The organism is Parabacteroides sp. ASF519 (genome assembly GCF_000364265.2).
GTDB classification, from domain to species: Bacteria; Bacteroidota; Bacteroidia; order Bacteroidales; family Tannerellaceae; genus Parabacteroides; species Parabacteroides goldsteinii.
This window is the reverse complement of record NZ_AQFV02000006.1, coordinates 4,314,962-4,329,521: the sequence shown is the minus strand read 5'-3', so window position 1 is coordinate 4,329,521 and position 14,560 is coordinate 4,314,962. Positions and strand designations below refer to the sequence as shown.

Sequence of the window (14,560 nt, the reverse complement as noted above, 5' to 3'; positions counted from 1 at the left end):
ACCATCATAATGAAACAGGCCGGTTCAATATTTTCTATCCATGTATCTCTATAATATAGGACGTATCAAACGTCTCTCCCGGCTGTAAATGTTGTATCCAGTCTCTGTCTTTATATTCCCCGGTGTAGTTAACACGGTCGCAACGGCCATACCAGGGTTCGATACATACGAAGGGTGCGTCCTTTGAGGGAGGCGACCAAAGGCCGGCAACAGGCGCTGTGAAATATACCGTCAGATAAGAGCCGCCATCCTGTTTCAGTAAATCCACCCGCTTTACCTGGCTGTTTTCAAGTACTAATGCATCCTTATCGAAAGTATGTATATCCAATGGTAATAATCCTTCTTTGTCAAGTGAAAGCGGATATTCCTTGTCTCCGATACAACCTTTTTCCTGAATGAGTTTGTAGGAAAGTCCCTCATGCCGGTCGAAGGCAAAGAAGCCTCTTGAACTGCTGTCTTTATCATAATCAGGATAATAAAAAGCCGGATGCGCTCCAATCTGGAAATGCAGTTCCTCGTTTCCGGTATTTTTCACTGTCCATAAGACTTCTATCTGGTTTCCGGCCAGTTTGTATCCTATCTCCAGACAAAAGGGAAAAGGATATAATTGTAATGTATTCTCATTATCCTGTAGTTGAAACCGCAATTCCGTATCAGTCTCTTTTATCAGTTTAAATTCCTGATCCCGTGCAAAACCGTGTTGTGATAACTTGTAAGTCTTTCCGTTATGGCGGTACTCGTTGTTCCATAAACTACCTACGATAGGGAAAAGTACCGGCGAATGGCGTTTCCAGAAGGTAGGATCGGCCTGCCATAAATATTCTTTACCGGTTGCGTTGGCAACAATGCTGCTTAGTTCGGCTCCATGTGGCGACACCTGAATGGTGAGCGAATTATTCGATACTGTTTTCTTCATCAGATTTATTTGTTTATGTTATTTTCCGTTTCAGCAAAGTTAATGAACTTATTATTTGATTCTCCCGCTCTTTTATAATAAAACAAAACAGAAAGCGTTAAAAGATCATTGAATAGTTGAAAATATGGAACTACACGAAACAAGATCATTTCTGATAAGTGGTATCGCAGTTTTGCTTTGCCTCTGTTTTTCGCTCTCGGTAAAGGCCGGTGAACGGTATACGGACAACTCTGTATTGAGCAAAGGAAACTGGGTGAAAATACAGATAGAGCAGGATGGAATCTACAAACTTACTTATTCTGAATTGAAGAAGATGGGATTTGACGATCCTTCGAAAGTTTCTGTCTATGGATATGGTGGCTGGCCTTTGGAAGAAGATTTCACAAAACCTTATGTGGATGATCTGCCTGCTGTCCCGGTGCTGAGAAAGGATGATTATATCCTTTTTTATGGGCGGGGAACGACGAAATGGGAAGCTCAGATAAGAAATGAAAATTTTACGCATACCAATAATCCTTACTCTGTGTATGGATATTATTTTCTGACAGACGGGGCGGAGGTTAAAGTCCCGGAGCAGATTAAATATGATAAAACTACCAGTGAGAGGATAGAGACTTTTGATGACTATTTGCTGCATGAAAAAGAGTTGGTTTCTATTAATTTATCGGGAAGGAGATTGTTTGAGAAGTTATCGCAGTCTACCCAGACTTTCAATGACTTTGGAAATCCGGAGACATTGGGGATAGTCGAAGGTGAAATTTATGTAGATTGCAAATTTGTACCACTCACTACAACATCAGAGGCACAAGGTGAAATTACGTTATCTTTTGCAGGAAATAAGCTGTATAATGGAAACACTTCCCTTCAAAGTGGAACATACACAAAAGGCAAGGATATGGAATTAGCCCAAAAATATGAATATAAGGCAGGGGATCATTTAAGTGTTAAGCTGGAGTATAAGAAATCACAGCAACCCAGTACCGATGGCTATGTCGATTATATCCGTTTGAATGTCAAACGTCAATTGAAGACTTACAATGAACCATATACATTTTTCCGTTCATTTAAATCCCGGAATCATATATCCCGGTTTGTAATAGAAGGCGCTAATTCAGCCTGTATGGTTATGGATATAACAGACCCTGCAAACTGTAAAATTATAGAAACAGAACTGACTGGCTCTACCATGTCTTTTACTATTCCGGAAAGTAATTCATTAAGAGAATTTGTTTTGATAAGGACTGATCGTACGGATTTTCCTGTCCCTGTCAGTAAAGGAGCGGTTGAGTGCAGGAACCTTCATGGCTGGTCGAATAAAGATATGATTATTATCTCTCCGTCTACTTTACGAAAAGAAGCGGAGAGATTGAAAGAAGCACATGAAACACAAGATGGTTTACGCGTGGAAGTGGTAACACCGGAAGAAATATATAATGAATTTTCAAGTGGAACTCCCGACGCAACAGCCTATAGAAGGTTTATGAAGATGTTGTATGATAAAGCGGCATCAAAAGAGGATCGTCCGAAATACTTGTTGCTTTTCGGAGATGGTGCTTACGATAACCGTTTTGTTACGGAATCATGGAGTAAGATGAGTGATAAGGAGAGAGAGAATTTCCTGCTTACCTTTCAGTCAGAAAATTCATTGGATGAAAAATCTTATGTGACAGATGATTATTTTGGTTTTCTGGATGATGCTTCTAATGAGAAAAGTGTAGAATCGTGTCCGGTGGATATAGGTATAGGGCGTTTCCCTATCCGTTCGGTTTCGGATGCCCGGAAGATGGTCAATAAGGTTATTCGTTATATGAATAATGAAGAACTGGGTATTTGGAAAAGTGAAACTTGTTTTGTGGCAGATGATGGAGGTAATGCGGATAAAGATAAAAATATGCATATGGAACAGGCCGATGCCGCTGCAAAAACAGTTGAGAGACAGGCTTCGGATATTCTTGCCGGCAGATTATTCTTTGATAATTACGTTAAGGATTTTTCCAGTTCGAATCCATATGAGGCGGTCACTTCTCAAATGAATAAAAAATTGAGAGAGGGTTTGTCTCTGATTAATTATACAGGACATGGAAATACAACATCTTGGTCTGATGAGAAAGTTCTTACTCAGCAGATAATAGATAAGTTTTCTTATTCAAAGTTACCTTTATGGATTACTGCGACTTGTGATTTTTGTCGTTTTGATGCATTGGCGACATCTGCCGGTGAAAGTATTTTTCTGAATGAGAAGAGCGGAGGAATTGCTTTATATACAACTGTTCGTGTAGCTTATGCCGATACAAATGAAATTATTAACAGGCATTTTCTGGAATCACTATTCACACAAGATGCTAACGGACAATACCCTGTATTGGGAGATGTTGTGAAAGAGACCAAAAGAAAACATACAGGTCCTAGAAATCTGAATTTTACATTTATTGGTGATCCGGCTATAAAACTAAATTTGCCAACTTATAAAATACGTATTAGTACGATTAATGGTAAGGATGTTGCATTGGATACTCCTAATTTCAGAGCTTATGATGAAGTGGTTGTTGAAGGTGAAATCCTGTCGCAGGATAATTTGTCAGTCGACAATTTTAATGGAAAGTTGGATGTTAAAGTGATGGATAGTAAAATCTCAATAACGACACGGAATAACTTTAGGAATGAGTCGGCTTTTAAATATGAAGACTATAAAAACCTTGTTTATAAGGGCTCAACTCAGGTTCAGAACGGTAAATTCAGTTTCTCTTTTTATGTCCCGGGCAATATTTCTTATTCGGGTAAGACCGGAAAGATGATTCTGTATGCTTCGGATAGCGAGCAGAAAATAGAAGCAAAAGGTAACTTTACGAATTATAAGGTACAAGGTACTTCTGATGATCCTTTGGACGATCACGAAGGTCCTGAAATAGTAAAACTTTATTTGAACGATTCGACATTTGTGAGTGGTGACAAAGTAAATACAACTCCGTTTTTCTATGCCCGGTTGTGGGATCAGACGGGAGTGGATATAACAGAAGGCGGTGTCGGGCATGATGTGATGCTTATGATAGACAATAAACCTTTTACCAGCTATAATCTGAATTCTTACTATGACAATATATTTGGCCGGAAAGGAGAAGGTGAAGTGAGATTCGGTATTCCGCAATTAAGTGCGGGAATGCATGAGGCTGTCTTTAAAGTTTGGGATGTCATGGGAAATCCAACAACTTACACGTTCCGGTTCGAAGTAGATGAGAGCTTGAAACCTTTCATCACCAATATTGTCGCAACTCCGACACCGGCAAAAGGTAATGTTGAATTCCATCTTACACACAACCGCCCCGAATCCCAGATGAAAGTCGGTATCATGGTCTACGACATTGCAGGCCGGCTGCATTGGAAACATGAGGAGACTGGTTCGTCCGAATTATTCAAAGATTATGTGATAGATTGGGATTTGAGAAATAATTCGGGAAGCCATGTCCGTCCCGGAGTTTATATTTACAGGGCTGCGATAAGCACTAATAATTCAAAGGAGGCAACGGAAGCAAAGAAGATGATTATTTTATGGTGATTTTACTTACATTTGTAGGAAATAAAAATAAACCATGGAAAGTATATATACAGCAGATGAAAACAGATATGCCGGCATGACGTATCGCCGTTGCGGACGTAGCGGTATTTTGTTACCGGCCATTTCTTTAGGGTTATGGCATAACTTCGGAAGTGTGGATGTCTTCAATAATTTTATAAAGATAGCTTATACGGCTTTCGATAACGGCATTACCCATTTCGATTTGGCAAATAATTACGGCCCGGTCTATGGTTCGGCAGAAGAGAATTTCGGCCGGATTCTGAAAAAAGGTTTGGGGCTTACCGCGACGAACTTCTTATTTCGACAAAGGCCGGTTATGATATGTGGCCGGGGCCGTACGGAAACTGGGGAAGCCGTAAGTATCTGATGGCAAGTCTTGACCAAAGTCTGAAACGGATGGGATTGGAGTATGTGGACATCTTCTATTCCCATCGTCCTGATCCGGAAACACCGATAGAAGAGACGATGGGGGCTTTGGCAGATATTGTTCGCCAGGGGAAAGCGCTGTATGTAGGTATCTCAAATTATAACGCGGAACAGACGGAGAAGGCGTTGGCTGTATTGAAAGAACATCGCGTTCCTTGCTTGATCCATCAGGCGCGTTATTCTATGTTCGATCGGTGGACGGAGCCGGATTTGCTGCCTTTGCTACAAGAAAAAGGTGTCGGCATGATTGCTTTTTCTCCTTTGGCACAGGGAATGCTTACTAATAAATATCTGCATGGAATACCTGAAAATTCAAGAGCCGCTAAGTCAACCGGCCATTTGAAACGGGAACAGGTGACGGATGATAAGATAAATAAGATTCGCCAGTTGCATGAATTGGCAATAGAACGTGGACAGACATTGGCTGAAATGGCTTTGGCATGGTTGTTGAAAGACGACCGTGTAACCAGTGTCCTTGTCGGAGCCAGTTCCGTTGAACAGCTGCTGGATAATCTGAAAGCATTGCGTAATACCGTTTTCACCGATGAAGAGTTAGAGCGGATAGAGTTTATTTTGAAATGAAGCTCCGGATTTATTGATACATTATTATTTATATGACACCATTTTTACAACAGATAGCCTCTTTATTTTATCAGCAATACGGAGCGGAGGTCAGCAGGCTGGCCTTTGTTTTCCCTAACCGCCGAACGGGATTGTTCTTTCAGAAATATCTTTCGGAAGTAGCTGACAAACCGCTTTTCTCCCCGACAATCTTGACCATCAACGACTTGTTTGTGCAGTTGAGCGGTAAGCAGACGGCCGACAGAATCAATATGCTGTTTATGCTGTATGATATTTATGTCCGGCATAGCGGTTCGACAGAAACTTTCGACGAGTTTCTGTACTGGGGAGAAATGTTATTGAACGATTTCGATGATGTCGATAAATACATGGCCGATGCCCGCATGCTGTTTACCAATGTAACGGACTTGCGGGAGATAGAAAATGATTTCAGCTTTCTGGATGCAGAGCAGATTGCCGCTATCCGTACTTTCTGGTCATCGTTTTATCCGAAAGGAGATTCTCCGAATCAGGAAGAGTTTCTTGCCGTGTGGAAAATCCTGTATACATTATATAATGACTTGCGTGACGCATTAGCCGCAGAAGGAAGAGGCTATGAAGGAATGATATTCCGCGAAGTAGTCGAACAGATGGAGCAGAACAACTGTTGTGACCTGCCTTATACGAAGGTTGTCTTTGTCGGACTAAATGCTTTGTCTGTGGCTGAGGAACGTTTTCTGATTCAGTTGCAGAAACGGGGCATTGCCGATTTCTATTGGGATTATGCTTCTGACAAGGTGACCGACCCGAACAACAAAGCCTCTTATTTTGTTGAGCGCAATCTCAAAAACTTCCCTTCTCAATATCCGCTTCCTGCCGAAGAGAAAGTAGATACGGAAATTGAAGTCATCGGTATTCCGTCCGGTATCGGCCAGGCGAAACAGGTTTATACTTTATTAAATGAACTATGCAAGGAGGATGAGATGTCACCCGAGGAAGCATTGCGTACAGCTATCATTCTGCCCGATGAACATTTGCTTATTCCGGTGCTGAACGCAATTCCTGAACAGATTCGCCGGATTAATGTGACGATGGGATACCCGTTGGCGGGTACGCCTGTCGCTTCGTTGATGGAATATATTCTTGCGTTGCAGAAAAACGTACGCTATGTAGACCGGCAACCGGTCTTTTATTTCCGGGATGTATTACCTATATTGAATCACCGGTATATCAGTTCGACCTGCCCGGAAATAGTGAATGCCCTGGTGAAAGATATTGCGGAAAATAACCGGATATATATTTCTGCCGCCGATTTGGGAAAGACCGATTTGTTGTCGGTCCTCTTTCTTCCGGTGACCGATGTGAATACATTTTCCGATTATCTTATTAATGTCTTGCAGGAGCTGAACAAGGTGATGCACGCCTTGTCGTCCGGCGAAGAAGAAGAGGATGCCACGCAACGGACCAATGACCTCGAGCAGGAATTTATCTTCCATTATTTTACGACTGTCAACCGGATGAAAGAAATTATGCAGGATGCCGGAATAGAAATGAAGATAGATACCTATTTCCGTCTGCTCAAGCGGGTAACCGATACGATTACCATTCCTTTCCGGGGAGAACCGCTGTCCGGTTTGCAAATTATGGGAGTACTTGAAACCCGTGCACTGGATTTCGATCGGCTGATTATCCTTTCCATGAATGAAGGAATTTTCCCGTTGCGTAAGGCGGCAAACTCATTTATCCCGTATAATCTGCGAAGAGGATTCGGTTTACCGACCTATGAACATCAGGACAGCGTCTGGGCCTACCATTTTTACCGTTTAATATATAGGGCGAACCATGTTAGTTTACTCTATGATACCCGCAGTAACGGTTTACAGACTGGAGAAGTCAGCCGTTTTGTCCATCAATTGCATTATCACTACGAAGTGCCGTTGCAAAACAAACTGGTCGTATATAATGTATCGTCTGCCAAGACTCCGGCTTTGCAGGTAAAGAAGACGGACGAAGTGATGCAGCGCTTGAATGCCTTCCACAAAGGGGGAAACCGGGCTATTTCCGCCAGTGCCGTCAATACGTATCTGGACTGTCCGTTGAAATTCTATTTTTCGGTAGTCGAAGGTATACAGGAAGAAGAAGAGGTTAGCGAAACGATTGAAAGTAACGTGTTCGGTAGCATCCTGCATAAGGTAATGGAAGAACTCTATATGCCTCTCTGTGGAAAAATAGTGACAGCCGACCTGCTGAAAGCAATTAAGAAAGATACGCCTGTCCTGACGGGTGCCATTGCCCGGGCATTTGCAGAAATTTTCTTTATGTCGGACGTCGTACGTCCTCTGACAGGGCAGAATTTTCTGATAGGTGAGATGATTCGGAAATATGTGGAGAAGATATTGGAACGTGACAGTAAACTGACGCCTTTCCGATATATTGAATCGGAACGGAAGATTAACCGTCTGTTTACGTTGGGTGACAACCGGACAGAGATTCAGTTGAAAGGTTTTATCGACCGTATTGACGAGGTGCGTGATGCGGTTCGTATTATCGACTATAAGAGTGGGAGCGGAACATCTGTTTTCACTTCGGTCGAAAGTTTGTTCGATAAGGAGGATAAAGACCGTGCCAAAGCCGTAATGCAGGTTTTCATGTATTCGTGGATGCTTGGAGCCGCTCCCGCAGGAAAGACGATTCAGCCGGGAATCTATTATATGCGTACGCTTTTCTCCGACTCGTTCGACGCCTCAGTCAGCAGACGCATTGAACGGACGAAAACGGAACCGGTAACAGATTTCTCGGCATATTCCGAAGCGTTTGAAGGAGAATTGCGCCGTTGTCTGGATGAGATATTCGGACGTGAAACACCGTTTACACAGACAACAACGGAAAAAGCCTGTGCCTGGTGTCCTTTCAAAGATATCTGTGGAAAATAGTACAGGTCAGAACAGAAAACCGAGTGAGAAACTCATCATATTAGTCCGTTTGTCGATCGAGATGTTTCTTTCAATCGGGTTTTGTGAGGATTTGTCTTTGAAATCGGATTCGACTTTGTTGAGTCCGAATTCATAGGTGAATTCGAAAAAGAGCCTCCAGATGCTGACACCCAACCCGGTGGCAATACCCAACTCAAACGGGGTGCTGTCGTTGATGTATTCATTCGTGACCTCAGAGAAATGTGTCGTATAGCGTACCTTATAATTATACTTCACTTTAGGACCTACCATCATACTGAGGGCATAAGGTCCTTCCTTGACAAGGTAATAGCCAATCATAACAGGCATTTCGAGTGAGGTGGTTTTTAATTGAAGCAGGTCTGTTTCCGGTGTATTGCTATCGGCTAAGTTGGACTCGGTATTTTGTGGCATGGAGAAAAGAATGTCTCCTTTCGTGTGATACCACGACAGGTCCGGCTGGATAAAGAAACGGTCGATATTGATTCTGCAAAAGACAGAAGCCTGATAGCCTACCTTATATTGCAGGCGGATATTTTCCGCTTTGACATCATCTATTGTAAGCGAATTAACGATTGGAAACGTAGAGTTGACACCTACCTTTGCTCCGAAGTTAAACGCTTTGTCCTCAATCTGTATAAATTTCTGCGCGTTGGCTGATATACAGAGAAAAAACACAGGCAATAGAAGAAGTATCTTTTTCATACGTTTATTTTTTCTTTTTTACCGACCAGCCGAATTTACCTACAAATTCACCTAATCCATAATATTTCCCATGTGAATAAGCCAGCAGGTCGGCCCGTTGCATATCGAATGCTCCCGTTTGCGGGTCCAGGTATTTATCATCTGCCTGAACATTCAGGACATCGGCTATGAACATATCGTGGCTGCCTAAAGCAATCACTTCCTTGACCCGGCATTCAATGCAAAGAGGTGCTTCTTCGATAGTGGGACAGTTTACTAACGTGGCTTTACCCGGTGTCAGTCCCATTTCTTCAAACTTATGGTGCCCTTTACCTGAATTGACACCGCACCAGTCGGTTGCATAGGCCAGTTCGCGTGTTGTCAGGTTGATGACGAACTCCATATTCTTTTTCAGTATGGGATAGGAGTGACGTTCGGGACGTACGGATATATAACACATGGGTGGATTGGTACAGATTGTACCGACCCACGCCACCGTTATAATATTGTATTCTGAAGGTTCGCTGCCACAACTAACCATTACGGCGGGTAAAGGATAAATCATGGTACCGGGCTTCCAGTCTTGCTTCATAAAAACTTATTTAATAATAATATCTTCCTTATTGATTTTACGTTCACAATAACGACATTTGATTGTTCCCTTTTCTTTGTCTATTACTTCGAAACGGCTCGGCATCGGTTCGTTATTGGTGATACATTTCGGATTGTTGCATTTAACCAATCCAACCAGTTCGTCCGGCAATGTAACTGTTTTCTTTTCCACAACTTCATAATCACGGATAATGTTCAGGATTACTTTGGGAGCAATCAGGGCGATACGGTTGATTTCGTCTTCTTCAAAAAACTTGTTGGATATTTTAATCACGCCTTTGCATCCCATTTTTTTACTTTGGAAATTGTTTCCGATCGTGATTGTGTTATCCATATTTTCAAGTCCCAACAATTTGGCCACTTTAAATAATTGGCTGGGGGGGATATGGTCGATAGCAGTTCCGTTCTCCAGAGCGGCAACCTGCAATTCTCTTTTCTTTTCTACTGACATGACTGATTAATCTTCAATTGATAAATTAAGAACTTCACAAATAATTGCCTGACGGGCGAACAATCCGTTGCGTGCCTGCTGGATGTAGTAGGCTTTCGGATTATCATCCACATCGTAAGCAATTTCGTTTACGCGGGGCAGGGGATGAAGGATACGAAGGTTTTCACGGCTTCCTTCGAGCATCTTATTACGCAGGATATACACATTCTTTACCCGTTCATATTCTTCCAGGTCGGTAAAGCGTTCGCGCTGTACGCGGGTCATATAAAGAATATCGGACTGGTTGATAACATCTTCATCGAATGTCGTATGTTCGTAATATTTGATGCCGTGCTCGTCGCAGAAATTCTTGTATTCGTCCGGCATGCGAAGTTCGTCCGGAGCCACGAAATGAAAAGTTGGATTAAAATGTGACATGCCGACAATCAGCGAATGCACTGTCCGTCCGTATTTCAGGTCGCCCACCATGGTAATGTTCAGGTCGGTCAGTTTTCCCTGTGTCTTCTGAATGGAGTATAAATCGAGCATAGTCTGCGAGGGATGCTGATTGGCACCGTCGCCCGCATTGATGATAGGTATGTCCGTTACTTCGGATGCATAACGGGCAGCGCCTTCCAGATGATGTCTCATAATGATCAGGTCGACATAATTGCTGACCATCAGGATGGTATCTTTCAGCGTTTCCCCTTTGGAAGAACTGGTGGTAGAAGCATCCTGGAATCCGATCACTCGTCCGCCCAGGCGGTTGACAGCTGTTTCGAAGCTTAATCGCGTGCGTGTAGAGGGTTCAAAAAACAGGGTGGCAGCCACTTTGCCTTCCAGTAGCTTTCGGTTCGGATTTTCCTCAAACTTCCTGGCGTTATCCAGAATACGAAGAATGTCCTCTTTGGAACATTGATCGATAGAAACTAAACTTTTACTTTTCATTTTGTGTATAATCTGTCTTTCTTGCAAAAGTATAAAAAAAGCGGAGACTGAATAGCCTCCGCTTGTATTTATTTCAGATATTCTGCCAGCTTCGTCGGAAGGTAGAATGTATTGTTCTTATCTACATAAACTACAACCGAGTTGAGCCGGACTTCTTCCTGTCCTTTTTTACCGATTGTGACGATATTGCTGAACGGGGTGATGTTGATTTGTTTCTTTTTATTTTTCACGACCAGAGAGGGAGAGCCTTTCTCGTCTTTTGCCGGAATAATCTCACATTTATAGTCTTCAAAGACCTCTGTGTGAGGAGCGAAGTTCTCTTCTGTCAGTTCGTCCAGTTTGTTACGGTCCATGCCGAACAAGGCGCACAGATATGCGTTCAGTTCGATGTTGGTGTGCATACCGATGGGAAGGCTGGCTTTGTCCGGGTGGTAAGCTGCCAGGAAAACGTCTTCACCGGTGTGTCCGCCGGTTGTAAATCCGAAACAGGTTTTTGATGTAAGCAGCTTAGACATGAAAGAGGTCAGCGAACCGCTGTAGAGGGAGCCTTTCCCTTCGGTGGTACGTTCGCTTTCAGGAATCGGGCTGTTCTTGTAGTCTTTGCAATGGTTCAATGCGTCCAGTTCTTCCGGGCTCAGTTCGAAACCGGCATATTCGCGGAAGATGTTCTGTACTTCGGAGTTGGGTTCACTGTTTACTTTCTTGGCGAAACCTTCTGCCGTCAGTTTATAAAGAGAGAATTGGTGGAACAGTTGATCTTTTGTAAGTTTATCATAACCTCCGCAAGAATAACGGCCGATGCTGATACCGCTGTTTCCGTGGTCGGGAACCATGATAACGGCTGTTTCTCCGTTCTGACGGGCAAATTCAAGTGCAGCACCACAGGCACGGTCGTAAGCCAGCATATCTGTTGCCATACCGACAGGGTCGTTTGCATGGGCGGCCCAGTCTACTTTACTGCCTTCTACCATCAGGAAGAAACCTTCCGGGTTTTTAGACAGTTTCTCGATTGCGATACGTGTCATTTCTTCGAGGTCCGGTTGCTGGGCCGGGTCGCGGTCGATGTCGTAAGCCATTTCGCGGTCACCGAATAAAGCCCACATATTGTTACCGCTGTAGTTACGCATACCGCTGATGTCGTTTTTAAACACACCATATCCGTTACCTTTCAGATAAGCTTCGCTTTCTTCCGGAAGAAGAGATGCGCCACCACCGATTACAACATTCAGGTCGTTGTGAGCCATCTGCGGAGCAATCCATTCATATTTACCGCGGTTGTAGCTGTGGGCAGAGCAGTCTGCCGGTGTTGCATGCGGAAATTCGCAGGTGAAAACAAGACCGGTCGATTTGCCCTGTGTCATCTTAGCAGCTTCCAAAACGGTGGTAAGCGGCTGGAAAGCGCGTTCGGGGTCGGTCGGGTAGATATCATTGTCTCCGTCGTGTTCCGGATAAGTGGAAACATAACCGGTACGGCTCGGATAGCCGGTCATATAACAGGAAGTTGTCGGAGCGGAATCTCCGATAGGGGCATTTGAAGAGTGCGTACGCACGGTTCCGCACAGATACGGGTCCAGATTCAGGTTGGGTTTGTCGGGGTTTGTGTACCATTGCAACCAGCGTGCCATAGAAACGGTAGCCAGTGAAGTTCCGTCCGGTATCAGAAGAATAACATTCTTGACCGGTTTTACGTTTTCTACATCCGCAGCTTTTGCCGGCATGATGATGATTGCCAGTAGAAGCAGAAAAGTAATCGTCTTTTTCATGTGCTTGTATGTTTATAAATTAATGTAATTGAATGATCTCTTCTTCGAAAAGTGTCAGTTTTTCCAATCCTGTTTCTGTCACCAGGAAACTGTTTTCAATGCCGACGGCTCCCACGCCCGGAATAACGAATTTGGGTTCGAGGGCAAATACCATATTCGGTTGCAACTCCTCTTTCGAGCGCGGGGTCAGGACGGGCAGCTCGTTTATCTGGATGCCGATGCCGTGTCCTACGAATTTGGCTTGCTGCTTGGTTCCCATGAAGTTGGTGGCCAGACCCTCTTTTTCGGCAATGCCGGCAGCGGTATTATATAGTTCCGAACAAACGACACCCGGACGGGCTGTGTTTTCGATTTCATTTTGTATTGTCAGGGCTACCTGGTGGGCGCGGTAGGCTTCTTCGGTCAGTTTGCCGACAGAGAATACGCGGGTCATGTCTGTCATATAAGATGTATAGTTCCCGGCCATATCGACCATGATAGCCGTACCTTCTTTCAGGACCGTGCCGTTGGCTCCGAGCGGACAGGAGGCATCCATGCCACCGCCACCCAGGGCGAAGTCGAAAGGAGAGGGAGCTTCGGCATTTTCTCCGGCCAGGATGCTTCCCATAAAGATATCCATATTGGCACCGAAAGCACGGAATAGTCCGATGGAACCGTTCTGGCGCATACGTCTTTCTATTTCGTACTGGAATTCGAGGTCGGTCATTCCCGGACGGAAACATTCCGGAACCTCGGAATATGTCTTGGCATGTTTTGCCGCCGAGATACGAAACTGGGCAATTTCCCATGGTGTTTTGATTTCACGCAAGGTCCGCATCAATGTAGTTGCATTGCCGGTTTCTTTGGGATTGAAAATCGATTGCAGACGGATATAATCGTTGTATGTCAGCTCATCGGCTTCAAGAAGCAGCTTCTCCGGCATTTTTATTCCGCGGGCAGCGAATATCTCGGCTATTTGCTCCGGTTTGCGGATATATTCGATTTGGTCGTTGCTTAATCCGTTAGGGCGTTTGACGAAGAACCAGGGTGTGCCTTCTACGGGCAGATAAAAATATCCGCTATACACACGTCCGGTTGTATAATACAGGTTTACATCTACACTTAGCAGGCATGCATCCGCATTTATCTTTCGCATTGCCTGTTGCATACGACCCCATTTCAATTGCAGGTCGCCGGTCAATTCTTTTTGTATCATCTCCAACTTTTATTTTTATGTGGCATCAAAGATATTAAATTATTGCCGGGAAAAAGCAGGATGGGATATTAAATGTTGATTAAGAAATAGAAATCCACTTCTCCAGATTGCGTTCTTTTGCGCTGAAATTGGCACCGACCTTGACCAATTGTCTACCGTCGGTAGTGTAGGGGATCAGGTAGCCTTGAACACACTGACTTGTCCAAACTTGGTAACACTTGTCAGGAGATAGAACTTCAGATACTGGTCGACACTTTTCAGCACACCGTAGAAGGCTTTCAGGGTCTCCTTGTAGGCTTGGTGCAACTCCTTATCTTGCAAAGATTGGAGCAGCGGCTTGTCATATTCATCGACGAGTACGACGACGGGATGACCTGTTAGCTCGGCTGCACGTTGTATCTGTTATAGGTTACAGATGCGATTGCTTAAAAAACAATCCCATCATGTTAAAGACCGTTTGTTCTTTGACATGATGGGATAAAATCGAAAAGGATAATGGG

The 14,560-nt window shown here is 43.8% G+C and carries 9 protein-coding genes and 2 pseudogenes; 3 read left to right on the top strand and 8 right to left on the bottom strand.

Annotation, left to right across the window (positions count from 1 at the left end; translation table 11 throughout):
• Nucleotides 1-34: 34 nt before the first annotated feature.
• Complete coding sequence (locus C825_RS17140; protein ID WP_010803392.1) at nucleotides 35-916, bottom strand: aldose 1-epimerase family protein; 882 nt, start codon at nucleotides 914-916, stop codon at nucleotides 35-37.
• Between the two features lie 124 nt (nucleotides 917-1,040).
• On the opposite strand from C825_RS17140, the gene porU reads away from it, so the two are divergent.
• The 3 genes and pseudogenes from porU to C825_RS17125 all read left to right on the top strand — a co-directional run bounded on the left by porU (nucleotide 1,041) and on the right by C825_RS17125 (nucleotide 8,410).
• Nucleotides 1,041-4,469, top strand: a complete 3,429-nt coding sequence (porU, locus tag C825_RS17135) for a type IX secretion system sortase PorU (protein ID WP_010803391.1) — start codon at nucleotides 1,041-1,043, stop codon at nucleotides 4,467-4,469.
• Nucleotides 4,470-4,503: 34 nt separating this feature from the next.
• Nucleotides 4,504-5,498: pseudogene (locus tag C825_RS17130) on the top strand (aldo/keto reductase).
• Nucleotides 5,499-5,530: 32 nt separating this feature from the next.
• Nucleotides 5,531-8,410: a PD-(D/E)XK nuclease family protein gene (locus C825_RS17125; RefSeq protein WP_010803390.1), complete on the top strand. Its 2,880-nt coding sequence runs from the start codon at nucleotides 5,531-5,533 to the stop codon at nucleotides 8,408-8,410.
• A gap of 6 nt (nucleotides 8,411-8,416) precedes the next feature.
• On the opposite strand, the gene C825_RS17120 is transcribed toward C825_RS17125, so the two are convergent.
• The 7 genes and pseudogenes from C825_RS17120 to C825_RS17090 form a co-directional block, all read right to left on the bottom strand.
• Nucleotides 8,417-9,133, bottom strand: coding sequence for a porin family protein (locus C825_RS17120; RefSeq protein ID WP_007659285.1), 717 nt, complete (start codon nucleotides 9,131-9,133; stop codon nucleotides 8,417-8,419).
• 4 nt (nucleotides 9,134-9,137) lie between these two features.
• A complete protein-coding gene (locus C825_RS17115; protein WP_007659287.1) occupies nucleotides 9,138-9,704 on the bottom strand; it encodes a flavin reductase family protein in 567 nt (188 codons plus the stop codon).
• Between the two features lie 6 nt (nucleotides 9,705-9,710).
• Nucleotides 9,711-10,175, bottom strand: a complete 465-nt coding sequence (pyrI, locus tag C825_RS17110; protein WP_007659289.1) for an aspartate carbamoyltransferase regulatory subunit — start codon at nucleotides 10,173-10,175, stop codon at nucleotides 9,711-9,713.
• A 6-nt stretch (nucleotides 10,176-10,181) separates the two neighbouring features.
• The gene (gene pyrB, locus C825_RS17105; RefSeq protein ID WP_007659291.1) at nucleotides 10,182-11,102 is read right to left on the bottom strand and encodes an aspartate carbamoyltransferase; all 921 of its coding nucleotides are present in this window, start codon (nucleotides 11,100-11,102) and stop codon (nucleotides 10,182-10,184) included.
• 68 nt (nucleotides 11,103-11,170) lie between these two features.
• Nucleotides 11,171-12,865: an alkaline phosphatase gene (locus C825_RS17100; RefSeq protein WP_010803389.1), complete on the bottom strand. Its 1,695-nt coding sequence runs from the start codon at nucleotides 12,863-12,865 to the stop codon at nucleotides 11,171-11,173.
• Between the two features lie 19 nt (nucleotides 12,866-12,884).
• Nucleotides 12,885-14,060 (bottom strand): M24 family metallopeptidase, encoded by a 1,176-nt coding sequence (locus tag C825_RS17095; RefSeq protein WP_010803388.1) that lies wholly within the window; start codon nucleotides 14,058-14,060, stop codon nucleotides 12,885-12,887.
• A gap of 186 nt (nucleotides 14,061-14,246) precedes the next feature.
• Nucleotides 14,247-14,459 (bottom strand): annotated as a pseudogene (locus tag C825_RS17090) (AAA family ATPase); the annotation flags it as partial.
• Nucleotides 14,460-14,560: the final 101 nt, after the last annotated feature.